Here is a 25,163-nt window from a genome sequence, read left to right on the forward strand (position 1 = left end):
CGGTCTGTGGGGGCTGCGGGCTCCTGCGGGGTAGGTGGGCGGCCGCTGCTGCCGGGTTCGACTCCGGCGGGGGCGGTCGCTTCGCTGTGTGCGCAGGCTCCTCGAGTTATCCACAGGGAGTTGTCCACAGGGGTGGCAGCGTCGGGTCGGCGTTGGCACAGTGGTGGCCATGCGGGGGTGGTGGCAGGACCTCACCGACCTGGTACTGCCGGCCGAGTGCGGAGGCTGCGGGAGGCCTCGCACGGTGCTGTGTCCGGAGTGCCGTGCAGTCCTGAGCGGGGCCGTACCGCGCCGGGTGCGACCGGTGCCGGAGCCGCCGGGGCTGCCGGTCGTGCACGCGGTGGCCCGGTACGCGGACGAGGTACGGGCCGTGCTGCTGGCCCACAAGGAGCGCGGTGCGCTGGCGCTGGCGGCACCGCTCGGTACGGCTCTGGCGGGGGCTGTGCGGGCGGGGCTGCGGGTGGCTGGGAGGCCCGCTGACGGGGTCGTCACCGGGCTTCGGGAAGCCCGGGGACCGGCCGACAGTGCCGGGCTTCGGGAGGCGCGAGGGCTGGTCGACGCGGCTGGTGGTGGTCAGGGGGCTGCGGGGGGAGGCGGCGGCGTCGTGATGCTGGTTCCCGTGCCGTCCTCGCGTGCGGTGGTTCGGTCGCGGGGGCATGATCCGGCGCGGCGGATCGCGCTGGCGGCGGCCGGGGAGCTCCGGCGGGCGGGGACGCCGGCGCGGGTGGTGTCCGTGCTGCGGCAGAGCCGTGCCGTGGCCGACCAGGCGGGGCTCAACCACCGGCAGCGGCTGGAGAATCTCGCCGGTGCGCTGGTGGTGGTTCCGGGGGGCGGACGGCTCCTGTCCGGTGGTCGGGTCGTGCTTGTCGACGACCTGATGACCACGGGCGCGTCCTTGGCGGAGGCGGCGCGTGCGGTGCGGGCGGCAATGGCGGAGCAGACGGCCATGGTGGAGCAGACGGTGGCAGGTGGCGGCGCCGCGGGTGCCCGAGCGGTCGTGGTGAGTGGGGCGGATGTGTGTGGAGAGGGTGCAACGGCGGTGTACGGCACGGTACGTAGGGAAGGCAGAGGGGAACGGATGGGCGGTGCGACGGAGGAGGAGACGGGCCGGGTGGCCGTCCCGTCGGGAACGGCGGGCGTCGGCGGTGATGGTGACGCGATCTGCGCGGCCGTGGTCGCAGCCACACCGGATTCTTTCGAAATAAACCGGAACTGACTGAGAACTTGCATCGTTGCAGGTAATGAGAGGGTCTATTCACCTGAACGGAGGTATGCCGCGGTAGAGGGTGACGACATCCGTCCGGGCGAGATATGTTCGGTTGTGAGAGAAAAGGCGCAGGCCACACCTCTCGAATCCGAATGCCGTGCCGTGGGTTTTTCACTATCACCCACACCGGTGGAGTGGAGATCTTGCCCGCGGGGGAGGAGGTGGAAGTCACCGAGTCCGAGGTTCCGGGGCTCACCGGAGCCTGGTGCAAAAGGGAGACGCTCCGCAGCGAAGCGGAGCGATCCGGGAACGGAGTTCTGCGTGGACATCGTCGTCAAGGGCCGCAAGACCGAGGTGCCCGAGAGGTTCCGCAAGCACGTGGCCGAGAAGCTGAAGCTGGAGAAGATCCAGAAGCTCGATGGCAAGGTGATCAGCCTCGACGTCGAGGTGTCCAAGGAGCCCAACCCCCGACAGGCCGACCGCAGTGACCGAGTGGAGATCACGCTCCACTCCCGCGGTCCGGTGATCCGGGCGGAAGCGGCAGCCAGCGACCCGTACGCGGCACTCGACCTGGCGGCGGAGAAGCTGGACGCCCGGCTGCGCAAGCAGCACGACAAGCGCCACACGCGCCGAGGCGCGCGGCGGCTGACGGCGGCCGAGGTCGCCGACCACGTTCCGGGCGCGGCGACGCTCAACGGGAACGGCCACACCGCCCACGAGGAAGAGCCGGAGAGCGTGCCGACCAAGAAGATCGGCTCTCTCGAGGTGAAGGGTGAAGGCCCCCTCGTCGTCCGTGAGAAGACCCACGTCGCCTCCCCGATGTCCCTCGACCAGGCTCTCTACGAGATGGAGTTGGTCGGGCACGACTTCTACCTGTTCATCGACTCCGAGACGAAGGAGCCGAGTGTCGTCTACCGGCGGCACGCCTACGACTACGGCGTCATCCACCTCAGCACGGACCCGATGGTCACCCAGACGCAAGGCCCCGCGGCGGGTGGCACGTTGGGCGGCTGATCACCCGGCCGACAGCTGAGCCGGTGCCCCTGGTGCGCGTGTGTGCGCCCCCAGGGGCACCGGTGTGCGACCACTTCGCGCCCCGCTCGTCACCGCAGTGTCGTCCGGGCATGAAATCATGGCCGCACCGGCCCAACCGCTGGGCCGTTGCCTTGGGTTGGCGATGGCACAGAACCACAGGCCACAGCCTTCAGGGGGAGGAACGATGGCGGACAGCTTCGGACCGATGCAGGACGAGGACGCCGCAGACGGCGTCGTCGCCACGGGCCCGGACGCGGGCTCTCCACGCAAGGAGCCGATCCGTGTCCTGGTCGTGGACGACCATGCCCTCTTCCGCCGCGGCCTGGAGATCGTCCTGGCGGCCGAGGAGGACATCCAGGTCGTCGGAGAGGCCGGGGACGGCGCGGAGGCCGTCGACAAGGCCGCCGACCTGCTGCCGGACATCGTGCTGATGGACGTGCGGATGCCCAAGCGCGGCGGGATCGAGGCCTGCACCTCCATCAAGGAGGTCGCCCCCAGCGCCAAGATCATCATGCTGACGATCAGCGACGAGGAGGCCGACCTCTACGAAGCGATCAAGGCGGGCGCGACCGGATATCTCCTCAAGGAGATCTCCACGGACGAGGTGGCCACCGCCATTCGCGCGGTGGCCGACGGGCAGTCGCAGATCAGTCCTTCCATGGCGTCGAAACTGCTCACCGAGTTCAAGTCGATGATCCAGCGGACCGACGAACGCCGTCTGGTGCCCGCGCCGCGGCTCACGGAGCGTGAGCTGGAGGTGCTGAAACTGGTCGCCACGGGGATGAACAACCGGGATATCGCCAAGGAGTTGTTCATCTCCGAGAACACCGTGAAGAACCATGTGCGCAACATCCTGGAGAAGCTGCAGTTGCACTCCAGGATGGAGGCGGTGGTGTACGCGATGCGCGAGAAGATCCTCGAAATCCGGTAAAGAAGCGGATCAGAGGCCCGGATCAGAGGGTCGCGCGGGTGAGTTCCCTCGCGAGGGGCTCGCGCAGGTCCGGTGCGTCCACCCGTTCCACCCGTACGTTCGTGCAGTTCACCCAGCTCGCCGCCTCGAGCAGGGCCTGCGCGACCGCCGGGACCGCCTTCGGGCCGTCCAGGGTGACCTGCCGGGCGACCAGGGTGCTGCCCTCGCGGGCCGGGTCCACGCGGCCGACCAGATGGCCGCCGGCCAGCACCGGCATCGCGAAGTAGCCGTACACCCGCTTCGGCTTGGGGACGTAGGCCTCCAGGCGGTGCGTGAAGCCGAAGATCCGCTCCGTGCGCGCCCGTTCCCAGACGAGGGAGTCGAAGGGGGACAGCAGGGTGGTGCGGTGGCGGCCGCGCGGAGGTGTCTCCAGGGCCGCCGGATCGGCCCAGGCCGGCCTGCCCCAGCCCTCGACCGAGACCGGGACCAGGCCGGAGTCGGCGATCACCGCGTCGACCTGCTCGGCCTTGAGGCGGTGGTAGTCGGCGATGTCCGCGCGCGTGCCGACGCCCAGGGACTGGCCGGCGAGGCGGACCAGGCGGCGCAGGCACTCGGTGTCGTCCAGATCGTCGTGCAGCAGGGTCTGTGGGACGGCGCGTTCGGCGAGGTCGTACACGCGCTTCCAGCCGCGGCGCTCGACGCACACCACCTCGCCGTGCATGAGGGCCCGCTCGACGGCCACCTTCGTGCCCGACCAGTCCCACCACTCGCTGGTCTTCTTCGCGCCGCCCAGATCCGTGGCGGTGAGGGGGCCTTCGGTGCGGAGCTGCTTGATGACCTGGTCGTAGGTGCCGTCGGGGAGGGTGTGGTTCCAGTGGGGGCGGTTGCGGTAGGCGCGGCGGCGGAAGGCGAAGTGGGGCCACTCCTCGATGGGGAGGATGCAGGCGGCGTGGGACCAGTACTCGAAGGCGTGTGTGTCGGTCCAGTAGGCGTCCTCGACCGTCTTGCGGCCGACGGCGCCGAGGCGGGCGTACGGAATGAGTTCGTGGGAGCGGGCGAGGACCGAGATGGTGTCGAGTTGGACCGCGCCCAGATGGCGGAGGATGCCGCGGACGCCTGAACGGCGGTCCGGGGCGCCTAGGAAGCCTTGGGCCCGCAGGGCGATGCGGCGGGCCTCGTCTGCCGAGAGGGTGGTGTCCGGGCGCGGGGTCGTCATGAGCCGCACGATAGGGGGTGGCACTGACAACCGGAGCTGAGCTGCGGCTTCTCTGCTACGACCGGGAAGGCGCCGGCAGATAGGGCGCCGTCGACGGCAGGCCGAGGTCCGAGGGCAGCAGCGAACCCACCCAGCTGTCCCGTCGTACGCCCTGGTGGACGATCGCGGAGCGCAGGATGCCCTCACAGGTGAAGCCGACGCGTTCCGCCACCGCGCGGGAGGGCTCGTTGCCGACCTCCGCGCGCCACTCCACGCGGTCGATCGACAGCTGGGTGAAGGCCCAGTGGGAGGCGGTGCGGGCGGCCTCGGTGACGTAGCCGTTGCCGCGGTGTTCCTTCGTGCCCCAGAAACCGATCTCCGCCGCGCTCAGGGAGCGCATCGTGAGACTGAGCATGCCCACCAGGTCCTCCCCTTCGGGGAGGAAGATGCCCCAGGTGAGCATCGAGCCGTCCGCCCAGCCCTCGTGGACGAGTTGCTCGGTGAAGCTCCGGGCGTGTTCGGGGAGATAGGGCGCGGGGATGGTGGTCCAGCGCCGGATGTCGGGGTCCTGGACGGCCGCGTACACGGCGTCGGTGTCCTGCGGCCCGACCGCGCGCAGCAGGAGGCGGTCGGTGGTGAGCGTGACGGGGTCCATCGGCCGATTCTGCTCGGGGTCGCGCAAAGGCACCATCTCTTTGCCGTGCGTGAGCGGGTGATCACAATTCGCGCAATTCGTCGGAGCGGCGCGGCACCATCCGCGGAGCCCGGCCGTTGTCCTTTTGAAGAGATGTGAAGCAGTGGGCGGTCACCGTCGCGGCAGGCCTCCCGGCGTGGCGGGGTCCTCGCATACGATGGCCGTTGCTCAGTAGTCCAATGGAAACCGACCGTCCCAGGCCCGACCGGCAAGGAGACCAACCCCCGTGTCCGTCCTCTCCAAGATCATGCGTGCAGGCGAAGGCAAGATCCTGCGCAAGCTGCACCGCATCGCGGACCAGGTCAACTCCATCGAAGAGGACTTCGTCGACCTCTCCGACGCCGAGCTGCGGGCCCTCACCGATGAGTACAAGCAGCGCTATGCCGATGGTGAGACCCTGGACGACCTGCTTCCCGAAGCATTCGCGACCGTACGCGAGGCCGCCAAGCGCGTCCTCGGACAGCGCCATTACGACGTACAGATGATGGGCGGCGCCGCCCTCCACCTCGGCTATGTCGCCGAGATGAAGACCGGTGAGGGCAAGACCCTGGTCGGCACGCTGCCCGCGTATCTGAACGCCCTCTCCGGCCAAGGCGTCCACCTGATCACGGTCAACGACTACCTGGCCGAGCGCGACTCCGAGATGATGGGCCGCGTCCACAAGTTCCTGGGCCTGAACGTCGGCTGCATCCTCGCCAACATGACGCCGGCCCAGCGCCGCGCGCAGTACGCGTGCGACATCACCTACGGCACGAACAACGAGTTCGGCTTCGACTACCTGCGCGACAACATGGCGTGGTCCAAGGACGAGCTCGTCCAGCGCGGCCACAACTTCGCCATCGTCGACGAGGTCGACTCGATCCTGGTCGACGAGGCCCGTACGCCGCTGATCATCTCCGGCCCGGCCGACCAGGCCACCAAGTGGTACGGCGACTTCGCCAAGCTGGTCACCCGGCTGAAGAGGGGCGAGCCGGGCAACCCGCTCAAGGGCATCGAGGAGACCGGCGACTACGAGGTCGACGAGAAGAAGCGCACGGTCGCCATCCACGAGTCCGGCGTCAGCAAGGTCGAGGACTGGCTGGGCATCGACAACCTCTACGAGTCGGTGAACACCCCCCTCGTGGGCTACCTGAACAACGCCATCAAGGCCAAGGAGCTCTTCAAGGCGGACAAGGACTACGTCGTCATCGACGGCGAAGTCATGATCGTCGACGAGCACACCGGCCGTATCCTCGCCGGCCGCCGTTACAACGAGGGCATGCACCAGGCGATCGAGGCGAAGGAAGGGGTGGACATCAAGGACGAGAACCAGACTCTCGCCACGATCACCCTCCAGAACTTCTTCCGCCTCTACAAGCGCCACGACCACAACGGCAAGGAAATGCCCGGCCTCTGCGGCATGACCGGTACGGCGATGACCGAGGCCGCCGAGTTCCACCAGATCTACAAGCTCGGCGTCGTCCCGATCCCGACCAACCGGCCGATGGTCCGCAAGGACCAGTCGGACCTGATCTACCGCACCGAGGTCGCGAAGTTCGAGGCGGTCGTCGACGACATCGTCGAGAAGCACGAGAAGGGCCAGCCGATCCTCGTCGGCACGACGTCGGTCGAGAAGTCCGAGTACCTCTCGCAGCAGCTCTCCAAGCGCGGTATCCAGCACGAGGTGCTGAACGCCAAGCAGCACGACCGTGAGGCCCCGATCATCGCCCAGGCCGGCCGCAAGGGCGCCGTCACCGTCGCCACCAACATGGCCGGCCGTGGTACCGACATCAAGCTCGGCGGCAACCCCGACGACCTCGCCGAGGCGGAGCTGCGCCAGCGCGGCCTCGACCCCGAGGAGCACATCGAGGAGTGGGCCGCGGCCCTGCCGGCCGCCCTGGAGCGGGCCGAGAAGGCCGTCAAGGCGGAGTTCGAGGAGGTCAAGGACCTCGGCGGGCTCTACGTCCTGGGCACCGAGCGGCACGAGTCGCGTCGTATCGACAACCAGCTGCGCGGTCGTTCCGGCCGCCAGGGCGACCCGGGCGAGTCCCGCTTCTACCTCTCCCTGGGCGACGACCTGATGCGCCTGTTCAAGGCCCAGATGGTCGAGCGCGTGATGTCGATGGCGAACGTCCCGGACGACGTGCCGATCGAGAACAAGATGGTCACGCGCGCGATCGCGTCCGCGCAGTCGCAGGTCGAGCAGCAGAACTTCGAGACCCGTAAGAACGTCCTGAAGTACGACGAGGTCCTCAACCGGCAGCGCGAGGTCATCTACGGCGAGCGCCGCCGCGTCCTGGAGGGCGAGGACCTGCACGAGCAGGTCCAGCACTTCATGGACGACACCATCGACGCGTACGTCACCGCGGAGACCGCCGAGGGCTTCCCGGAGGACTGGGACCTCGACCGGCTGTGGGGCGCGTTCAAGCAGCTCTACCCGGTGAAGGTCACCGTCGAGGAGCTGGAGGAGGCGGCCGGCGACCGGGCCGGTCTGACCGCCGAGTTCATCGCCGAGTCCATCAAGGACGACATCCACGACCAGTACGCGGCGCGCGAGGAGCAGCTCGGCTCCGAGATCATGCGTGAGCTGGAGCGCCGGGTCGTGCTGTCGGTCCTGGACCGCAAGTGGCGCGAGCACCTCTACGAGATGGACTACCTCCAGGAGGGCATCGGCCTGCGCGCGATGGCGCAGAAGGACCCGCTGGTCGAGTACCAGCGCGAGGGCTTCGACATGTTCACCGCCATGATGGAGGGCATCAAGGAGGAGTCCGTCGGCTACCTGTTCAACCTGGAGGTCCAGGTCGAGCAGCAGGTCGAGGAGGTCCCGGTCGAGGACACCAAGCCGTCGCTCGACAAGCAGGACGCGGTGCCGGCGCAGGCGCGCCCCGAGATCCGCGCCAAGGGGCTCGACGTCCCGCAGCGCCGGGAGCTGCACTTCTCCGCGCCGACCGTGGACGGCGAGGGCGGTGTCATCGAGGGTGACTTCGCCGATGACGACGAGCCGGTCCGCTCGGAGTCCGACGGCCTCACGCGCGCGGAGCGGCGCAAGCAGTCGCGTGGCGGGCGGCGTCGTAAGAAGTAGTGAGAAGTGAAGTAGTGAGGTCTGTGTCTGTGCCTCTGTCCGGGGCGCGGTAGCGGCTTGAAGGGCCGGGTCACCTTGGGGTGGCCCGGCCCTTTGGTATGTGGCTGGGCTGGGTGGTCGTTCGGGCGGGCACGGTGTGCCTGGCGGGATCAGTCGTCGTCCGTGCTCGGCCTGCGCGGGCCGCCCACTTCCACGGCCGTGCAGCGCCAGCGCAGGTCCCGGCCCTGTTCCAGGCGGAAGGCCATCGCGCGCAGCCGGTCGCCGGCCCCGATGCGGGCGAAGGCCTCGATGGCGCCGGGGCGGGGTTCGAAGTAGCCGATGTCGCGGACGACGGGGAGGGTGCCGCGTGTGGTGCGCAGGGGGCCGCGTTCGGCGAGCCAGGCCAGTTCGTCGTAGGCGCGGCCCGCGGTGTACCGGAGCATCCAGTGGACGGGGCGGCGGCCGCTGAGGACGGCGAGGAGGCGGTCGGCGAAGAGGTCGGTGGGGCGGGGCTGGGGGATGAGGGCGGCCGGGGCCGGTCGGGCGGCTGTGGCTGGGCGTGGCGGTGTGGCTGGGCGTGGGGGTGTGGTCGGGGTGGTGGTCGTGGTCGTGGTCGTGGTTGTGCCGGGCCTGGGTGCTGAGGGCCTTGTGGGGGTGCCTGTGCGGGTGCTGAGGGCACTGGGGGAGGCGGGGGAGGTGGGGGAGGTGGCTGGGCTGTGTGGGGCCGTGGTGGGCCTTCCTGCGGTCCTGCCAGGGGTCGGGGGGCGGTTGTCGGGCGGGCTGGTGCGGGTGGCGGGTGCGGTGGTGGCCGGTGAGCCTGGCGGGCGGCCTTCGGGTGTGGTCGTGCGGGGCGTGCCGCCGCCGGGCGTGCGGGGTGGTGTGCCGCCGGGGCGGCGCGGGTCGCGGCGGCCCGGCGGTCGGGCGCCGGGGTGGTGGTTCGCCCTCGTCATGACCTTGTTCATCGGTGTCCCCGCTCGATCGGCCCGGGTGGTACCGGGCAGTAACTTCGTGGTTGGGGATCTTGTACGGGGTGGTGGACCGCGGCGGCAAGGCGGCGGGGGTCCTCGCCGGGGTGGCCGGAATGTTCACCTATCAGAGTGGTCGTGGGGTGCGGAAAGCCCGACCTGGCGGGGGTGTACCGGGTGAGTTCCGGGGCGCCGGGTGGACGACTTCAGGGGGGTGGGCAGGGACTCGAAAGGGGACCCCACGCACGTATCCTGGAGGCCCTCCGGGAAGCGCCGAACGTCCTCCGCTCCGGGAGGATCCGAGGAGCCTTCGACCACGAAAGCGGCGAGCCATGCGTGTCTACGTCCCCCTGACCCTTCCCGGGCTCGCCGAGGCGTACAAGACGGGGGAGTTGGGGAGCGGGCCGTTCGTCGCGTACGCGGTCACGCCGGCGTTGCGTGAGTGGTACCTGTCCGACGACATCGAGGAACTGGAGTACGCCGCGCTGAACCGGGCCGCGTTGGGGTCACTGCGGTTGCTGGCGGCGGATGCGGGGGCGGTGCGGCGGCGGGTTGTGGTCGCCGTGGATGTGCCCGACGGTGCGGCGACCTCGGATCCCGACCGGGCGCTTGATCCTGCGGCGCTCGGTGAGGTGCGGGTTGCCGGGGGCGTGCCGTTGGCCAAGGCGGCGTCCGTGCATGTCGATGCGCCTGACGCGGAGGCGGATGTGGCCGCGGCGGCCGGGGCGCTGGCGGCGGCGGACGGTGGGGACGACGACGCGCAGTTCGTTGTGGACGGGGCCGAGGATCATGAGCTGCTGTGGTTCGCCACGCAGGAGATTCCGAACCTGGTGGGGCTGGGGGCTGGGGGCTAAGGAGGGCTGAGGGGGTTGAGGGGGCTGAGGGGGGGGCTCCGCGGCGGGGGAGCCGGGGACTGGCGCTGTGGTGACCTGCTCGTCTCTTGATTGTCAGTGGGGGCGGGTACGTTTTGGGCATGGGGAAGCAGACGGGCGCGCACATTGTCTGGGACTGGAACGGGACGCTGTTCCATGACAACGACGCGATCATCGGGGCGACGAACGCGGCGTTCGCGGAGTTGGGGCTGGCGCCGATCACTATGGAGCAGTACCGGGCGCTGTACTGCGTGCCGGTGCCGAAGTTCTATGAGCGGTTGATGGGGCGGTTGCCGACCGATGCGGAGTGGGAGGTCATGGATGAGACCTTTCATCGGTACTACGCCGAGCATCGGGTGAGGTGCGGGTTGACCGCGGGGGCGGTGGACCTGCTTGCCGGCTGGGGGTCGGCGGGGCGGAGTCAGTCGATTCTCAGCATGTATGTGCATGACGAGCTGGTGCCGTTGGTGCGGGGGTTCGGTATCGAGGCGCACTTCTTGCGGGTTGACGGGCGGGTCGGGCCGTCCGGGGGGAGCAAGGCGGAGCACATGGTGCGGCATCTTGGGGCGCTGGTGGGGGTGGATCCGGGTCGTACGGTGGTGATCGGGGATGCTGCCGATGATGCGGTGGCGGCGCTGCATGTGGGGGCGCGGGCCGTGTTGTACACCGGGGGGTCGCATGGGCGGGCGAGCCTTGAGGTGGTGGGGGTGCCGGTGGTGGATTCGTTGGAGGAGGCTGTGGTGGAGGCGGAGCGGTTGGCGGCGTGACGCGCTGCGGTGAGCTGGGGTCGGGTGTGGTGTGGTCGGCCCAGGGTTGTGGTTGCCGCCTGGGGGTGTCGCCGGGGGTGTTTTCGCCCCCGCCGCCCCTACCCGTCCCATCCCAGGGGCTCCGCCCCTTCGACCCCGCCAGGGGCTCCGCCCCTGGACCCCGGCGGGGACTGCGTCCCCTGCACCCCGTGCGGGGCTTCGCCCCTGGACCCCGGCGGTGCTTCGCCCCTGGACCCCGGCGGGGACTGCGTCCCCTGCACCCCGTGCGGGGCTTCGCCCCTGACCCCGGCGGGCTTCGCCCCTGCACCCCACGCGGGGCTTCGCCCCTGACCCCCATGCGGGACTGCGCTCCTGGACCTTGGCGGGGACTGTGCCCTACGCGGGGACTTCGTCCCTGGACGCTGGCGGGGGCTGCGTCCCGTCGCCCCGGCGAGGACCGCGTAGCCTGCGTCCCTTGCGGCACTCCGCCCCTGGACTCCGGCGGGGGACCTCCCCCTGCCACCTCCGTGGGGTTTTCGCCCCTCAGACCCGGCGGGGACCGCGTCCCTGCACCCTCCGCGGCGCTCCGCCCCTGAACCCCGGCGGGGACTCCGGTCCCTTCCACCCCCGCGGGGGTTTCGCCCCTTAGCCCTGGCGGGGACTGCGGCCCCTGCCCACCCCCCGGCGGCGCTTCGTCCCTGCCCCCCCCGCGGCGCTTCGCCCCCGCACCCCCGCGGCGCCCCCCCCGCACCCCCGGCGGCGACCATCACTCTCCCCCGGCGGCCGCCATCATCCTCCCGCCCGGCGGCGACCATCATCCTCCCGCCCGGCGGCGACCATCACCCTCCCGTCCGGTGGCGACCATCACCCTCCCGTCCGGTGGGATGCCGTGCCCCGCATGAGATGGCTGTTCGTGGGCCTGTGCAGAACGTCAAAGTTCTGGGCCTGGTTTTGTACACATACGGCTCATGACGGGCCCCCTGGAAGGAGCGATAGCCTGGTGGCGTGATCAGCGCGATAGTTCGCGGGGGCATCGTCGCCCCTGCCTTGCGCCCGGGGAGCACGGAGTACCTCCGTGACCGGGCGGCGGTCGCTGGTCTTCGCGGGTGGGACGGGGGCCCAGGGGCCTCCGGGACGCCGTACACACGCCGGAAACATGTGCCGCCGCAGAGAGCAGCGTCACACCCTTCCGGCGTGTCGAGAATGGCTGATAACCCCCCGCTCATCTCACCTTGCGGCATAGCGTCGGATCAGACCGGAGACCCCGCGTCGCGGCGTTACGTCACAGGGGAAGAGACCGTACTTCCACCTACGTCACGCAACGGCGCGCGACAGGAGCCAGAGGACAATGCAGACCAAGCTGGACGAAGCCAAGGCCGAGCTGCTCGAGAGGGCCGCCCGGGTAGCTGAGAACAGCCCGGTCGGGGGGCACCTACCGACTGGGACGACGGACGCGAGCACACCCGACCGGGACACGCTGCTCGCGTTCCTCCAGCGCTACTACCTGCACACCGCCCCGGAGGACCTCGCCGACCGCGACCCGGTCGACGTCTTCGGCGCCGCACTCTCGCACTACCGGCTGGCCGAGAACCGTCCGCAGGGCACGGCCAACGTGCGGGTCCACACGCCCACCGTGGAGGAGAACGGGTGGACGTGCAGTCATTCGGTTGTCGAGGTGGTCACCGATGACATGCCCTTCCTCGTCGACTCCGTCACCAACGAGCTGACCCGGCAGGGGCGTGGGATCCACGTCGTCATCCATCCGCAGGTCATCGTGCGGCGTGACGTCACCGGCAAGCTCATCGAGGTGATCACCGCGCCGGTCACCGGCGAACTGCCGCACGACGGGCACACCGAGTCCTGGATCCATGTCGAGATCGACCGCGAGACCGACCGCGGCGACCTGAAGCAGATCACCGCCGACCTGCTGCGTGTCCTGTCCGACGCCCGTGAGGCCGTCGAGGACTGGGAGAAGATGCGGGACGCGGCGCTGCGCATGGCCGACGAACTGCCCAAGGAGCCCATCGCCTCCGACCTGCGCGAGCAGGAGATCGAGGAGGCGCGGGAACTGCTGCGCTGGCTCGCCGCCGACCACTTCACCTTCCTCGGGTACCGGGAGTACCAGCTGCGCGAGGACGACTCCCTCGCGGCCGTCCCGGGCACCGGGCTGGGGATTCTGCGGTCCGACCCTCATCACGCCGAAGGGGACAGCCACCCCGTCAGTCCCTCCTTCGAGCGGCTGCCCGCCGACGCCCGGGCCAAGGCGCGTGAGCACAAGCTCCTCGTGCTGACCAAGGCGAACAGCCGGTCGACCGTGCACCGGCCGTCGTATCTCGACTACATCGGCGTCAAGAAGTTCGACGCCGACGGGAACGTGGTGGGGGAACGGCGGTTCCTCGGACTGTTCTCGTCCGCCGCCTACACCGAGTCCGTGCGGCGGGTGCCCGTCATCCGGCGCAAGGTCGAAGAGGTGCTGGAGCGGGCCGGGTTCTCGCCCAACAGTCACGACGGGCGGGATCTGCTGCAGATCCTGGAGACCTATCCGCGTGACGAGCTCTTCCAGACCCCGCCGGACGAGTTGCAGGCCATCGTCACGTCCGTGCTCTACCTCCAGGAGCGCAGGCGGCTGCGGCTCTACCTGCGCCAGGACGAGTACGGGCGCTACTACTCCGCCCTCGTCTACCTGCCCCGCGACCGGTACACCACCGGCGTACGGCTGCGGATCATCGACATCCTCAAGGAGGAACTCGGCGGTACCAGCGTCGACTTCACCGCCTGGAACACCGAGTCGATCCTCTCCCGGCTGCACTTCGTCGTCCGGGTCCCGCAGGGCACCGAGCTGCCGCAGCTGTCCGACGCCGACAAGGAGCGCATCGAGGCGCGGCTGGTGGAGGCCGCGCGGTCGTGGGCCGACGGTTTCGGCGAGGCGCTGAACGCCGAGTTCGGCGAGGAGCGCGCCGCCGAGCTGCTGCGCCGCTACGGCAACGCCATCCCCGAGGGCTACAAGGCAGACCACACCCCGCGCTCCGCGGTCGCCGACCTCGCGCACATCGAGGAACTCACCGAGGAGAAGAGCTTCGAGCTCAGCCTGTACGAGCCCGTGGGCGCCGCCCCCGAGGAGCGCAGGTTCAAGATCTACCGCAAGGGCGAGTCCATCACCCTGTCGGCCGTGCTGCCGGTGCTCAACCGGCTCGGTGTCGAGGTGATGGACGAGCGGCCGTACGAACTGCGCTGCTCGGACCGGAGTGTGGCCTGGATCTACGACTTCGGGCTGCGCATGCCCCAGCCGAAGAGCGGGAGCGGCGACTACCTCGGCGACGACGGGCGCGAGCGGTTCCAGGACGCCTTCGCCGCGACCTGGACCGGCCAGGCGGAGAACGACGGGTTCAACGCCCTCGTGCTGAGTGCCGGGCTGCACTGGCGGCAGGCGATGGTGCTGCGGGCGTACGCGAAGTACCTGCGGCAGGCGGGCTCGACGTTCAGCCAGGACTACATGGAGGACACCCTCCGCCACAACGTCCACACCACGCGGCTGCTGGTGTCGCTGTTCGAGGCGCGGATGTCGCCGGACCGGCAGCGTGCCGGGCACGAGCTCGTCGACGCGCTCCTCGAAGAGCTCGACGCGGCGCTCGACCAGGTCGCCTCTCTCGACGAGGACCGGATCCTGCGGTCCTTCCTGACCGTCATCAAGGCGACCCTCAGGACGAACTTCTTCCAGGAGGCGGCGGGCGGCAAGCCGCACGACTACATCTCCATGAAGTTCGACCCGCAGATGATCCCCGACCTGCCGGCGCCCCGCCCGGCGTTCGAGATCTGGGTGTACTCGCCTCGGGTGGAGGGCGTGCACCTGCGGTTCGGGAAGGTCGCGCGAGGCGGACTGCGCTGGTCCGACCGGCGTGAGGACTTCCGCACCGAGATCCTCGGCCTGGTGAAGGCGCAGATGGTGAAGAACACCGTCATCGTGCCGGTCGGCGCCAAGGGCGGCTTCGTCGCCAAGCAGCTGCCCGACCCGTCCGTCGACCGGGACGCGTGGCTGGCGGAGGGCATCCGCAGCTACAAGACCTTCATCTCGGCGCTGCTCGACATCACCGACAACATGGTCGCCGGCGAAGTGGTCCCGCCCGCCGACGTCGTCCGGCACGACGAGGACGACACCTATCTCGTCGTCGCCGCCGACAAGGGCACCGCGACCTTCTCGGACATCGCCAACGGGGTCGCCGAGAACTACAACTTCTGGCTCGGCGACGCCTTCGCCTCCGGCGGCTCCGCCGGCTACGACCACAAGAAGATGGGCATCACCGCCCGCGGAGCCTGGGAGTCCGTCAAGCGGCACTTCCGCGAGCTGGGCGTGAACACGCAGGCCGAGGACTTCACGGTCGTCGGTATCGGCGACATGTCGGGTGACGTGTTCGGCAACGGCATGCTGCTCAGCGAGCACATCCGCCTGGTCGCCGCCTTCGACCACCGGCACATCTTCATCGACCCGAATCCCGACGCGGCCACCTCCTACGCCGAACGCCGCCGCGTCTTCGAGCTGCCCCGCTCCAGCTGGGCCGACTACGACACCGCGCTCATCTCCGCCGGTGGCGGCGTGTTCCCCCGTACCGCCAAGTCGATCCCGGTCAACGCGCACATCCGTGAGGCCCTGGGCATCGAGGGCAAGGTCGCCAAGATGACCCCGGCCGACCTGATGAAGGCGATCCTCAAGGCGCCGGTGGACCTGCTGTGGAACGGCGGCATCGGGACGTACGTGAAGGCGAGCACCGAGACGCACGCGGACGTCGGCGACAAGGCCAACGACCCCATCCGCGTCGACGGCGCCGACCTGCGCGTCAGGGTCGTCGGCGAGGGCGGCAACCTGGGCCTGACCCAGCTCGGCCGGATCGAGTTCGCGCTGCACGGCGGCAAGATCAACACCGATGCCATCGACAACAGCGCGGGCGTGGACACCTCCGACCACGAGGTGAACATCAAGATCCTGCTCAACGGCCTGGTCGCGGACGGCGACATGACCGTCAAGCAGCGCAACAAGCTGCTCGCCGAGATGACCGACGAGGTCGGCCACCTGGTCCTGCGCAACAACTACGCGCAGAACACGGCCATCGCCAACGCGCTCGCCCAGTCCAAGGACATGCTCCACGCCCAGCAGCGGTACCTGCGCCACCTGGTGCGCGAGGGCCTGCTGGACCGGGCCCTGGAGTTCCTGCCCACCGACCGTCAGATCCGCGAACGCCTCGGCGCCGCGCAGGGGTTGACCGGCCCGGAGACGGCCGTTCTGCTGGCGTACACGAAGATCACGGTCGCCGAGGAGCTGCTGCACACCTCGCTGCCGGACGACCCGTACCTGCGCGGTCTGCTGCACACGTACTTCCCGGCCGCGCTGCGCGAGAAGTTCGGGGACCGCATCGACGGCCACCCGCTGCACCGCGAGATCACCACGACCGTGCTGGTCAACGACACGGTCAACACCGGTGGTACGACCTATCTGCACCGGCTGCGCGAGGAGACCGGTGCCTCGCTGGAGGAGATCGTGCGGGCGCAGACCGCGGCCCGCGCGATCTTCCGCTCCGGTGTGGTGTGGGACGCGGTGGAGGCGCTCGACAACAAGGTCGAGGCCGCCGTACAGACCCGGATCCGGCTGCACTCACGGCGCCTGGTCGAGCGCGGTACGCGCTGGCTGCTCAACAACCGGCCGCAGCCGCTGCAGCTCGCGGAGACCGTCGACTTCTTCGGCGATCGGGTCGAGCAGGTGTGGTCGGAGCTGCCGAAGCTGCTGCGGGGCGCGGACTCGGAGTGGTACCAGAAGATCTACGACGAGCTGACGGGCGCCGGGGTGCCGGACGAGGTCGCCACGCGCGTGGCCGGGTTCTCCTCGGCCTTCCCGACGCTCGACATCGTGTCGGTGGGCGACCGGATGGGCCGGGACCCGATGGACGTCGCCGAGGTCTACTACGACCTGGCCGACCGTCTCCACATCACCCAGCTCATGGACCGCATCATCGAGCTGCCCCGTGCCGACCGCTGGCAGTCCATGGCCCGTGCCTCCATCCGCGAGGACCTCTACGCGGCCCACGCGGCCCTGACCGCCGACGTCCTCGCGGTGGGCAACGGCACCTCGACTCCCGAGCAGCGCTTCAAGGCCTGGGAGGAGAAGAACGCGCCGATCCTGAGCCGGGCGCGCACGACCCTGGACGAGATCCAGGGCTCGGAGACGTTCGACCTGGCCAATCTGTCCGTGGCGATGCGGACGATGCGGACGCTGCTGCGGACGCATACGTAAGGCATGACGCATTTGTAAGGCATACGGCGATGAGGGCGCCCCGGGCCGGAACGGCTCGGGGCGCCCTCATACCCGGGGTTCAGGAGGGAACCGCGACCTTCGGCTTCGGCTTCGGCTTGGCCTTCGCCTTGTCGGGACCGCCGGTGAACGCCTCGTACGCCTCCAGCACCTCCTCCGTCGGCCCGTCCATGCGCAGTTCGCCGCGCTCCAGCCAGAGCACGCGGTCGCAGGTGTCGCGGATCGACTTGTTGCTGTGGCTGACCAGGAACACCGTGCCCGCGTGCTTGCGCAGCTCACGGATGCGGGCCTCGGAGCGCTTCTGGAAGGAGCGGTCGCCGGTCGCCAGCGCCTCGTCGATGAGCAGGACGTCGTGGTCCTTGGCGGCGGCGATGGAGAAGCGCAGGCGGGCGGCCATGCCGGAGGAGTACGTCCGCATCGGGAGGGTGATGAAGTCGCCCTTCTCGTTGATGCCGGAGAAGTCGACGATCTCCTCGTAGCGCTCCTTGACCTGCTCGCGGGACATGCCCATGGCGAGGCCGCCGAGGTAGACGTTGCGCTCGCCGGTCAGGTCGTTCATCAGGGCCGCGTTCACGCCGAGCAGGGAGGGCTGGCCGTCGGTGTGGATCCGGCCGTTCTCCACGGGGAGCAGGCCGGCGACCGCCTTGAGCAGCGTCGACTTGCCGGAGCCGTTGGTGCCGATCAGGCCGATGGCCTCGCCCCGGTACGCGACGAAGGACACGTTCTTGACGGCGTGCACCGTGCGTACACCGGCCGCCTTCTCCGCTTTCTTGCGGCGCAGCATGCGGTTGAGGGCGGCGGTCGCGGAGCCGCGGCCGGCGCCGGTGCCGTTGACCCGGTACACGATGTCGACGCCGTCGACGACGACGGTGGGGATCTTGTCGCCGACGTAGATGTTCTCGGGGTTCTCGGGGTTCTCGGTGTTCTCAGCCACGGCCGTAGGTCTCCTCAGCCTTCCAGAAGTAGATGAAGCCGCCGACTCCGGCGAGCAGGGCCCAGCCGGTCGCGATCAGCCACACGTGGTGCGGCAGCTGGCTGGAGTGGAAGGTGTCGATCAGGGCGAAGCGCATCAGGTCGATGTAGACGGCCGCGGGGTTGGCCTGGAGGGTGGGCGCGACCCAGGACGGCAGGTCGTTGTGCTTGCTGAGCAGGTGGTCGATGCTCCACATCACGCCCGAGATGTACATCCACGTGCGCAGGACGAACGGCATCAGCTGTGCGATGTCCGGGGTCTTGGCGCCGAGCCGGGCCATGATCATCGAGACGCCGGCGTTGAAGGTGAACTGCAGCACCAGCGCCGGGACGGCCAGCAGCCAGGACGCGGAGACCGGCACGCCGAAGACGAGCAGGATCACGACCAGGGCGCCCATCGAGAACAGCAGTTGCTGGAGCTGTTGCAGGCAGAAGGAGATCGGCAGCGCGGCCCGCGGGAAGTGCAGCGCCCGGACCAGGCCGAGGTTGCCGGAGATGGCGCGGGTGCCCGCCATGATCGAGCTCTGCGTGAACGTCCAGATGAACACGCCCGTCACCAGGAACGGGATGTAGTCCGGCACGCCCTTCTTGGTGCCCAGCAGCACACCGAAGATGAAGAAGTACACCGCCGCGTTCAGCAGCGGGTTCATCACCTGCCAGACCTGGCCCAGTTTCGCCTGGCTGTACTGCGCGGTGAGCTTGGCGGTCGAGAAGGCGGCGATGAAGTGGCGCCGGGCCCACAGCTGGCGGACGTACTCCGGCAGGGAGGGGCGGGCCCCGCTGACCGAGAGGCCGTGGCGGGCGGCGAGCGCCGCGAGGTCGTCGTCGACGACGACGGGTGCGGTCGCCGTCGGCGGGGGCGGTGTGTGGAGGACCTGGCTCACATCCGCTGCTTTCACTCGGGGGGTGGGGTGACGCGTGGTGCTCGTGCGGTCGGCGGGTCCGTCACCCGGCGTTTCCTTACGCTTCTCTTCACGTTCTCTTACGTCGGGACGGGACCGTATCGTCGCAACGTGAGCGTAGGCCGAATCGGCGTCGGAACGCAACCGTTTCGTCGTAACGCCCTATGCTGGTCGGCATGACGACGAACGCCGACGAGCCGAAGACCCGTCCGCGCCGCCGGGCCCCCGCCGGAGCGGCCGTGCTCCGCGAGGACGTGACGGAGGCCATCCGGGCCGCGGTCTTCGAGGAACTCGCGGCCGTGGGCTACGCGCGGATGTCCATCGAGGGGATCGCGCGCCGGGCGGGCGTCGGCAAGACCGCGGTGTACCGCCGCTGGCGCTCCAAGCTGCACCTCGTCCTCGACGTCGTCTCGGCGATCGCCGTGATGGGCCTGCCCGTGCCGGACACCGGCTCGCTGGAGGGCGACCTGCGGCTGCTGTACGAGGTGACCTCGCGCGCCCTGCGGCACCCCGTGGCCTCGCAGGTCATCCCCGACCTCCAGGCCGAGGCGGCCCGCAACCCCGAGATCGCCGAGGCCATGCAGAAGGCCCTGCGGGAGGGGCAGGAGGGCGTGGCCAGCAAGATCGTGGCGGCGGCGCGGCAGCGCGGGGAGGTCCGTGAGGGCGCGAGCGAGGACCTGGCGCTGGATCTGATCTCCGGGCCGCTGTACTGGCGCTCGGTGGTGATCCGCAGCCCGAAGCTCCCGAAGGGGTACCTGGGCGCGCTGGCGCGGGCCACTGCGGAGGCGCTCAAGGCGTTGTGACCTGTGGGGTCGATGGCGCTTCGCTACGGTCCCGGCGTCGTCAGTCCCGGGGTCGGTGGGTGTGCCCCGTCCGATCCATAGGACCATGGGCCCCATGAAACTCGTGATCGCCGAGGACAACGCCCTGTTGCGCGAGGGCCTTGTGCTGTTGCTGACCTCTGCCGGGCACGAGGTGGCGGCCGTCGTCGGCACCGGGCCGGAGGTCCTGCCGGCGTTGTTGGAGCATCGGCCGGATGTGGCGGTGCTGGATGTACGGATGCCGCCGGGGTTCCGGGACGAGGGTCTGCGTGCGGCGTTGGCCGCGCGCAAGGAGATGCCGGGGTTGCCGGTGCTGGTGTTGTCGCAGTATGTGGAGGAGTCGTACGCCGCCGAGTTGTTGGGTGGTGGGAGCAGTGGGGTGGGTTATCTGCTCAAGGACCGGGTCGGGCGGGTGGATGAGTTTCTCGACGCGCTGGAGCGGGTGGCGGCCGGGGGTACGGCGTTGGATCCGGAGGTGGTGACGGAGTTGCTGACGCGGCGCCGGGACACGCCGGTCGATTCGCTGACTCCGCGTGAGCGTGAGGTGCTGAAGCTGATGGCGGAGGGGCACGACAACGCGACGATCGCGAAGACGCTGGTGGTGACGGAACGGGCGGTTCACAAGCACATCGGGAACGTGTTCCTGAAGCTGGGGCTGCCGCCGTCCGACAGCGGGCATCGCCGGGTGCTGGCGGTGCTGACGTATCTGAACAACGTGTAGCCGCAGTATCTGAACGCCATGTGGCCGAGGATCTGGTCACTCGGGAGCGGCCGCGCGCAGGGCGAGGAGTTCCGGGGCGAGGATCTCGAGCCGGCCGTCCCCGGCCCACCGGACCAGACCGTCGCGACGCAGCCGGGACAACGCCCGGTTCACGGTGGCGCGGGTGACGCCCAGCAGGTCGGCCAGTTCGCGCTGGCCGCCGGGCAGGGACACGGTGGCGGTGACGGGTCGGCCCGCCACCGTCCGTTCCAGGAGCCAGGCCGCGAGTCTGGCCTCGCACCGCACCGCACCGCAGCGTGACCGTGGCCGTCAGCCGGTCCTGCTGGGCGCGCGCCTGGGCCGCCAGGAGGCGGAACACATGGGCGCGGACCGTCGCCGAGTCGTCGAGCAGCGCGGTGAACCGTGCCCGCGGTACGGCCCTCACGGCGCACGGCGCACGGCGTCAGCGCGGCGAACGTCGCCGTGTGGCCCGATCCGTCGAGCAGCGCCACCTTGTCCAGTGCGCAGGGCCCGGTCCAGGTACTGAACCCCACCGCGCGCCCTGCCGCCGTGGTGGCGGTCGCGGCCGCACGGCCCTCCAGCAGGACCAGCAGATGGTCGGCGGGGGTGCCCTGGGCGCGGAGGATGTCGCCGGTGTCGTAGTGGCGTTCGCGGTGGACCGGTCGCGGTTGGAGGAGGTGCTGCGGGACGACCCGTACTACCGCCGCACGCCCGGGGTCGAGGTGCGGTCGGTCCGTGAATGGGCTCCGGTCGTGGGTGGAGTGCAGGAGGGCTGGCGCGGCACTAAGTGTTCAACCGGGTGGCCAGTTCGGTGAGTTCCGGGGTGCGCAGCACGCGTTCGCCGAATCCCGGCAGTGGTACGTGCAGGGGCGTGGTCCAGCGCTCGGGGATCGCGGTGATGCCGTACACGGCGCCGGCCAGGGCGCCGGTCACCGCGGCCACGGTGTCCGTGTCGCCGCCGAGGTCGATCGCGGCGCGTACGGCGTCCTCGTACGAGGTGGTGGTCCGCAGCGCCCAGACGGCGGAGCCGAGGCAGGGCCACACGGCTCCGTTGAACTCCGTCGCCAGGTCGGGGTGCCAGTCGGGGGCGAGGACGGTGGCGTAGCGCGGGCGGTGGTCGGGGCGGAGTGCCGCGAGGGTGTCGGGGAGGGCGGTGAGGGGGTCGGCTCCGGTCAGGGCGACGCGGATCAACTCGTGGAGGACCGCGGTGCCTTCCCAGGCCGCCGCGTCCCCGTGGGTGAGGGCGGACAGGCGGCGGGCGGCGTCCATCGTGGTGTCGCGGCCGTGCGGGGCGCAGTACACGGCGGAGGTGGCCGCGCGCATCAACGCCCCGTTCCCGGCGGCGCGTTGACTGACCTGGAAGTGCAGCGCCGCTGCCAGGTCCCAGGGGTCCCCGCTGTCCAGCACCGCCTCGGTCTGCAGGCCGATGTCCTTCGGTTCCGACGCGGCCCACCGCCGGAACCGCCGGAAGACGTCCGGAAGTTCGAGCCCGCCGCACTCCAGCAACGACTCGCCGACCAGGACCGCCATCTGCGTGTCGTCGGTCGCCTCGCCCGGGTCCCAGCCGCCGCCCCCGCACATCTCGCCGCCCTGCCCCGGCTCCGGGAAACGGGCGGAGAACGCGCCCTCGGGGCCGAACTCGAAGGGCGCGCCCAGGGCGTCGCCGACGGCGGAACCGACGACGGCGCCGAGGGCGCGGTGCAGACGGGGGGAGTCGGGCGCGGAGGCGGTCGGCGAGTCGGTCATCGGCGCAGGTTACTTGCCCCACACCGGCCTCGGCTCCAGCTCCCGCCCCGGCTCCGGCTCCGGCTTCGGCTCCCGCCTCGGCTTCGGCCCCGGTCCCGGCTCCGGCTCCGGCTCCGGCTCCGGCTCCAGCGTCCGCCCCGGCTTCGGCTCCCGCTCCCGCTTCGGCTTCGGCCCCGGTCCCGGCTCCGGCTCCGGCTCCGGCTCCAGCGTTCGCCCCGGCTCCAGCGCCCGCTTCGGCTTCGGTCTCGGTCCCGGCTTCGGCTCCCGCCTCGGCCCCGGTCTCGGTCCCGGCTTCGGCTCCCGCCTCGGCCCCGGTCCCGGCTCCGGCTCCGGCTCCGGCTCCGGCTCCAGCGTCCGCCCCGGCTTCGGCTCCCGCTCCCGCTTCGGCTTCGGCCTCGGTCCCGGCCCCGGTCCGCCCTGGCCTCGGCTCCGGTCCCGGCTTCCGCCCAGGCCCCGGTCCCAGCTTCGGTCCCGGCTTCAGCTCCGGCCTTGGCCCCGGCTCCGGCCCTGGTCCCGGCTCCGGTCCCAGCTCCGGCTCCCGCCCGGGCCGCCGTCCCAGCTCCAGCTCCGGCCTCGGCTTCGGTCCCGGCCCGGGTCCCGGCTCCCGCTCCGGTCCCGGCTCCCGCTCCCACGCCGACCCGGCACCCGCACTCGCACCCGACCCAGACCCGCACTCGCACCCGACCCGGACCCGGACCCGGACCTGCACCCGCACCCGCACCCGCACCCGACAAGCGTCTCCTAGCCGCGGGCCGCCTCCGGGTGTAGTCGTACCCACCCTTCCCACGCGGACGTGATCATGTCCTGGACGTCGTGCTTGGCCTTCCAGCCCAGTTCGGTGGCGGCCTGGTCGGCGGAGGCTACGACGCGGGCCGGGTCGCCGGGGCGGCGCGGGGTGACCGTCGGGGGGCGGTCGTAGCCGGTGAGGGCGTTGATGCGGTCGATCATCTCGCGCACCGACACCCCTTCCCCGCGGCCGATGTTGAGGGTGAGGTCACGGCCGGGGGACGCCTGGAGGGCGCGGGCCGCCGCGACATGGGCCTCGGCCAGGTCGACGACGTGGATGTAGTCGCGTACGCACGTCCCGTCCGGTGTCTCGTAGTCGTCGCCGAAGATGCGCGGGGGCGCTTTCTCCGTGAGCTTCTCGAAGACCATCGGGATGAGGTTGAAGACGCCCACGTCCGCGAGTTCGGGACGCGCCGCGCCCGCCACGTTGAAGTAGCGCAGCGACGCCGTGGACAGGCCCGTCGCCCGGCCCGTCGCCCTGACCAGCCACTCGCCGGCCAGCTTCGTCTCGCCGTACGGCGACATGGGCACGCACGGGGTCTCCTCCGTCACCAGTTCGCCGTGCAGCGCGGTGTCCGGCATGCCGTACACCGCCGCGGAGGACGAGAACACGAAGGACGGCACGCCCGCCTCCGACACGGCCTCCAGGAGGACGCGCAGGCCCTCGACGTTCTCCCGGTAGTAGTGCAGCGGCAGGTCCACCGACTCGCCCACCTGCTTTTTCGCCGCGAGATGGACCACGCCGGTGACCTCGTGGTCGGCGAGGGTCCGGGCCAGGCGCTCGCCGTCCAGGGTCGAGCCCACCACCAGCGGTACGTCTTCGGGGACGCGCTCGGTGATGCCGGTCGACAGGTCGTCGTACACCACCGTCCTTTCGCCCGCCTCGGTCATCGCCCGTACGACGTGCGCCCCGATGTAGCCGGCGCCGCCGGTGATCAGCCAGGTCATGTGCGGCCGTCCCCTCGTGAATTGGCCTGTGGTGAATCTGCGAGGAGCTGTGGGTGTGCTGTCGGCTCCCGTCGTCAGTGAAGCAGGCGGCCGAGTCCCGTGCGAGTCACTGTGATGACTCCACGTGAACCCGAGGCGACACGCAGTGCCCGCGCGAGGCAGGGCCGATCGGTGCCGCTAGCGGCCGCCCGGCATCTCCTCCAGTGCCGCCGAGTCCAGCGTCGAGGTGAGCCGGTCGAGGCGTTCGCGCAGGTCTCGGAGTTCGTCGAGGTTGAAGCCGGTGGCCTGGAAGATCCGGCGCGGCACCCGGAGCGCGGGCTCGCGCAGTGCGACGCCCTCCTCGGTGAGCCGTACCTCCACCGAGCGTTCGTCGCGGGTGCTGCGCTCCCGTCGGACGAGGCCGGCCGCCTCCAGGCGCTTGAGCAGCGGGGACAGCGTGCCGGAGTCGAGGCGCAGGTGTTCGCCGAGTTGCTTCACGGGCATCTCGCCCCGCTCCCACAGCACCAGCATCACCAGGTACTGCGGGTAGGTCAGCCCGAGGTCCTTGAGGATCACCCGGTAGACGCCGTTGAACGCACGCGAGGCGGCGTGCAGGGAGAAGCAGATCTGGCCGTCGAGGCGCAGCCAGTTCTCTTCCGAGGGCGACGGGGCGGCTGATGCGTGGGCGGGGGTCGGCGTCCGGGTCATGTATCCAGGATAGCTCTTGCGAGCCATTCAATTGTGCACAACTGAATTGTGTGCTCTACTTGTGCTCGCAAGGCGGCCGGACAGGCCGCCGAGACGTGACTCAAAGAGGGATGGTTCTTCCATGGACGCGCTCTACACCGCTGTCGCCACCGCCACCCACGGCCGGGACGGCCGCGCCGTCTCCTCCGACGGAACCCTGGACCTCGCGCTGGGCATCCCGGTGGAGATGGGCGGCAACGGACAGGGCACCAACCCCGAGCAGCTGTTCGCCGCCGGCTACTCCGCCTGTTTCGGCAGCGCCCTCGGCCTCGTCGGCCGTCAGGCCAAGGTCGATGTGAGCGACGCCGCCGTCACCGCCGAGGTCGGCATAGGCAAGCAGGGCGAGGGCTTCGCCCTCAAGGTCACCCTCCGCGTGGAGCTGCCCGACACCGTGGACGAGGAGACCGGCCGCAAGCTGGTCGAGCAGGCCCACCAGGTCTGCCCCTACTCCAACGCCACCCGCGGCAACATCGAGGTCGACCTCGTCATCGAGTAACCCCAAGGCTCGTCATCGAGTAAGTCCAGGGCTCGTCATCGAGCAACCCACGAGGCTCACCATCGAGTAACCCCAGGGCTCGT

The 25,163-nt window shown here is 70.3% G+C and carries 21 protein-coding genes; 11 read left to right on the forward strand and 10 right to left on the reverse strand.

Annotation, left to right across the window (positions count from 1 at the left end):
* Positions 1-169 precede the first annotated feature (169 nt).
* The 3 genes from OG252_RS30415 (at position 170) to OG252_RS30425 (ending at position 3,173) form a co-directional block, all read left to right on the forward strand.
* A complete protein-coding gene (locus tag OG252_RS30415; protein ID WP_329340094.1) occupies positions 170-1,216 on the forward strand; it encodes a ComF family protein in 1,047 nt (348 codons plus the stop codon).
* A 312-nt stretch (positions 1,217-1,528) separates the two neighbouring features.
* Positions 1,529-2,221: a ribosome hibernation-promoting factor, HPF/YfiA family gene (hpf, locus tag OG252_RS30420; protein ID WP_266438733.1), complete on the forward strand. Its 693-nt coding sequence runs from the start codon at positions 1,529-1,531 to the stop codon at positions 2,219-2,221.
* 205 nt (positions 2,222-2,426) lie between these two features.
* Positions 2,427-3,173, forward strand: coding sequence for a response regulator (locus OG252_RS30425; protein WP_266438736.1), 747 nt, complete (start codon positions 2,427-2,429; stop codon positions 3,171-3,173).
* 22 nt (positions 3,174-3,195) lie between these two features.
* Here OG252_RS30425 and OG252_RS30430 read toward each other — a convergent pair whose 3' ends face one another.
* Entirely contained in the window at positions 3,196-4,368 is a 1,173-nt protein-coding gene (locus OG252_RS30430; protein ID WP_266438738.1) for a winged helix-turn-helix domain-containing protein, read from the reverse strand.
* Between the two features lie 55 nt (positions 4,369-4,423).
* Entirely contained in the window at positions 4,424-5,002 is a 579-nt protein-coding gene (locus tag OG252_RS30435) for a GNAT family N-acetyltransferase (RefSeq protein ID WP_329340099.1), read from the reverse strand.
* Positions 5,003-5,267: 265 nt separating this feature from the next.
* On the opposite strand from OG252_RS30435, the gene secA reads away from it, so the two are divergent.
* Positions 5,268-8,102, forward strand: a complete 2,835-nt coding sequence (secA, locus tag OG252_RS30440; protein WP_266438743.1) for a preprotein translocase subunit SecA — start codon at positions 5,268-5,270, stop codon at positions 8,100-8,102.
* 149 nt (positions 8,103-8,251) lie between these two features.
* On the opposite strand, the gene OG252_RS30445 is transcribed toward secA, so the two are convergent.
* Positions 8,252-9,043 (reverse strand): Rv3235 family protein, encoded by a 792-nt coding sequence (locus OG252_RS30445; protein ID WP_329340101.1) that lies wholly within the window; start codon positions 9,041-9,043, stop codon positions 8,252-8,254.
* A 335-nt stretch (positions 9,044-9,378) separates the two neighbouring features.
* On the opposite strand from OG252_RS30445, the gene OG252_RS30450 reads away from it, so the two are divergent.
* The 3 genes from OG252_RS30450 (at position 9,379) to OG252_RS30460 (ending at position 16,944) form a co-directional block, all read left to right on the forward strand.
* Positions 9,379-9,900 carry a DUF6912 family protein gene (locus tag OG252_RS30450; RefSeq protein ID WP_329340103.1) on the forward strand — a complete coding sequence of 174 codons (522 nt, stop codon included), beginning with the start codon at positions 9,379-9,381 and terminating at the stop codon, positions 9,898-9,900.
* Positions 9,901-10,019: 119 nt separating this feature from the next.
* The gene (locus OG252_RS30455) at positions 10,020-10,685 is read left to right on the forward strand and encodes an HAD family hydrolase (RefSeq protein WP_266438751.1); all 666 of its coding nucleotides are present in this window, start codon (positions 10,020-10,022) and stop codon (positions 10,683-10,685) included.
* A 1,327-nt stretch (positions 10,686-12,012) separates the two neighbouring features.
* A complete protein-coding gene (locus tag OG252_RS30460; protein ID WP_266438753.1) occupies positions 12,013-16,944 on the forward strand; it encodes an NAD-glutamate dehydrogenase in 4,932 nt (1,643 codons plus the stop codon).
* A 79-nt stretch (positions 16,945-17,023) separates the two neighbouring features.
* Here the strand turns inward: OG252_RS30460 and OG252_RS30465 are convergent, their stop codons facing one another.
* The gene (locus tag OG252_RS30465; RefSeq protein ID WP_329340105.1) at positions 17,024-17,896 is read right to left on the reverse strand and encodes an ABC transporter ATP-binding protein; all 873 of its coding nucleotides are present in this window, start codon (positions 17,894-17,896) and stop codon (positions 17,024-17,026) included.
* Entirely contained in the window at positions 17,889-18,818 is a 930-nt protein-coding gene (locus OG252_RS30470; RefSeq protein WP_266438758.1) for an ABC transporter permease, read from the reverse strand. Before OG252_RS30470 ends, OG252_RS30465 begins: the two co-directional genes overlap by 8 nt.
* A 194-nt stretch (positions 18,819-19,012) precedes the next feature.
* Here OG252_RS30470 and OG252_RS30475 point away from each other — a divergent pair, with 194 nt between their 5' ends.
* Complete coding sequence (locus OG252_RS30475; protein ID WP_266438761.1) at positions 19,013-19,639, forward strand: TetR/AcrR family transcriptional regulator; 627 nt, start codon at positions 19,013-19,015, stop codon at positions 19,637-19,639.
* 94 nt (positions 19,640-19,733) lie between these two features.
* Positions 19,734-20,378 (forward strand): LuxR C-terminal-related transcriptional regulator, encoded by a 645-nt coding sequence (locus OG252_RS30480; protein ID WP_266438764.1) that lies wholly within the window; start codon positions 19,734-19,736, stop codon positions 20,376-20,378.
* A gap of 36 nt (positions 20,379-20,414) precedes the next feature.
* On the opposite strand, the gene OG252_RS30485 is transcribed toward OG252_RS30480, so the two are convergent.
* From OG252_RS30485 to OG252_RS30495, 3 genes are read right to left on the reverse strand one after another with little or no spacing between them, the layout of a single operon-like run.
* Positions 20,415-20,618: a helix-turn-helix domain-containing protein gene (locus OG252_RS30485; RefSeq protein ID WP_329340109.1), complete on the reverse strand. Its 204-nt coding sequence runs from the start codon at positions 20,616-20,618 to the stop codon at positions 20,415-20,417.
* On the reverse strand, positions 20,528-21,145 hold the full coding sequence (locus tag OG252_RS30490) for a cyclic nucleotide-binding domain-containing protein (RefSeq protein WP_329345221.1): 618 nt from the start codon (positions 21,143-21,145) through the stop codon (positions 20,528-20,530). The genes OG252_RS30485 and OG252_RS30490 overlap by 91 nt, the downstream gene beginning before the upstream one ends.
* A 16-nt stretch (positions 21,146-21,161) precedes the next feature.
* Positions 21,162-22,124, reverse strand: coding sequence for an ADP-ribosylglycohydrolase family protein (locus tag OG252_RS30495; RefSeq protein ID WP_329340111.1), 963 nt, complete (start codon positions 22,122-22,124; stop codon positions 21,162-21,164).
* A gap of 13 nt (positions 22,125-22,137) precedes the next feature.
* On the opposite strand from OG252_RS30495, the gene OG252_RS30500 reads away from it, so the two are divergent.
* Entirely contained in the window at positions 22,138-22,869 is a 732-nt protein-coding gene (locus OG252_RS30500) for a hypothetical protein (RefSeq protein ID WP_329340113.1), read from the forward strand.
* Here OG252_RS30500 and galE read toward each other — a convergent pair.
* Both galE and OG252_RS30510 read right to left on the reverse strand, forming a co-directional pair.
* Positions 22,866-23,858, reverse strand: coding sequence for a UDP-glucose 4-epimerase GalE (galE, locus tag OG252_RS30505; RefSeq protein WP_329340114.1), 993 nt, complete (start codon positions 23,856-23,858; stop codon positions 22,866-22,868). The genes OG252_RS30500 and galE overlap by 4 nt on opposite strands.
* A 177-nt stretch (positions 23,859-24,035) precedes the next feature.
* Positions 24,036-24,545 carry a MarR family winged helix-turn-helix transcriptional regulator gene (locus OG252_RS30510; RefSeq protein ID WP_266438774.1) on the reverse strand — a complete coding sequence of 170 codons (510 nt, stop codon included), beginning with the start codon at positions 24,543-24,545 and terminating at the stop codon, positions 24,036-24,038.
* 121 nt (positions 24,546-24,666) lie between these two features.
* Here OG252_RS30510 and OG252_RS30515 point away from each other — a divergent pair, with 121 nt between their 5' ends.
* On the forward strand, positions 24,667-25,080 hold the full coding sequence (locus OG252_RS30515) for an organic hydroperoxide resistance protein (RefSeq protein WP_266438777.1): 414 nt from the start codon (positions 24,667-24,669) through the stop codon (positions 25,078-25,080).
* Positions 25,081-25,163: the final 83 nt, after the last annotated feature.

It is taken from the genome of Streptomyces sp. NBC_01352 (genome assembly GCF_036237295.1).
Taxonomy (GTDB): Bacteria; Actinomycetota; Actinomycetes; order Streptomycetales; family Streptomycetaceae; genus Streptomyces; species Streptomyces plumbiresistens.

Coding starts and splice junctions, on each gene's coding strand:
- OG252_RS30415 (WP_329340094.1), top strand. CDS start 170: ATGCGGGGGTGGTGGCAGGACCTCACCGACCTGGTACTGCCGGCCGAG.
- OG252_RS30425 (WP_266438736.1), top strand. CDS start 2,427: ATGGCGGACAGCTTCGGACCGATGCAGGACGAGGACGCCGCAGACGGC.
- OG252_RS30430 (WP_266438738.1), bottom strand. CDS start 4,368: ATGACGACCCCGCGCCCGGACACCACCCTCTCGGCAGACGAGGCCCGC.
- OG252_RS30435 (WP_329340099.1), bottom strand. CDS start 5,002: ATGGACCCCGTCACGCTCACCACCGACCGCCTCCTGCTGCGCGCGGTC.
- OG252_RS30445 (WP_329340101.1), bottom strand. CDS start 9,043: ATGAACAAGGTCATGACGAGGGCGAACCACCACCCCGGCGCCCGACCG.
- OG252_RS30450 (WP_329340103.1), top strand. CDS start 9,379: ATGCGTGTCTACGTCCCCCTGACCCTTCCCGGGCTCGCCGAGGCGTAC.
- OG252_RS30455 (WP_266438751.1), top strand. CDS start 10,020: ATGGGGAAGCAGACGGGCGCGCACATTGTCTGGGACTGGAACGGGACG.
- OG252_RS30460 (WP_266438753.1), top strand. CDS start 12,013: ATGCAGACCAAGCTGGACGAAGCCAAGGCCGAGCTGCTCGAGAGGGCC.
- OG252_RS30475 (WP_266438761.1), top strand. CDS start 19,013: ATGACGACGAACGCCGACGAGCCGAAGACCCGTCCGCGCCGCCGGGCC.
- OG252_RS30480 (WP_266438764.1), top strand. CDS start 19,734: ATGAAACTCGTGATCGCCGAGGACAACGCCCTGTTGCGCGAGGGCCTT.
- OG252_RS30495 (WP_329340111.1), bottom strand. CDS start 22,124: ATGACCGACTCGCCGACCGCCTCCGCGCCCGACTCCCCCCGTCTGCAC.
- galE (WP_329340114.1), bottom strand. CDS start 23,858: ATGACCTGGCTGATCACCGGCGGCGCCGGCTACATCGGGGCGCACGTC.
- OG252_RS30510 (WP_266438774.1), bottom strand. CDS start 24,545: ATGACCCGGACGCCGACCCCCGCCCACGCATCAGCCGCCCCGTCGCCC.
- OG252_RS30515 (WP_266438777.1), top strand. CDS start 24,667: ATGGACGCGCTCTACACCGCTGTCGCCACCGCCACCCACGGCCGGGAC.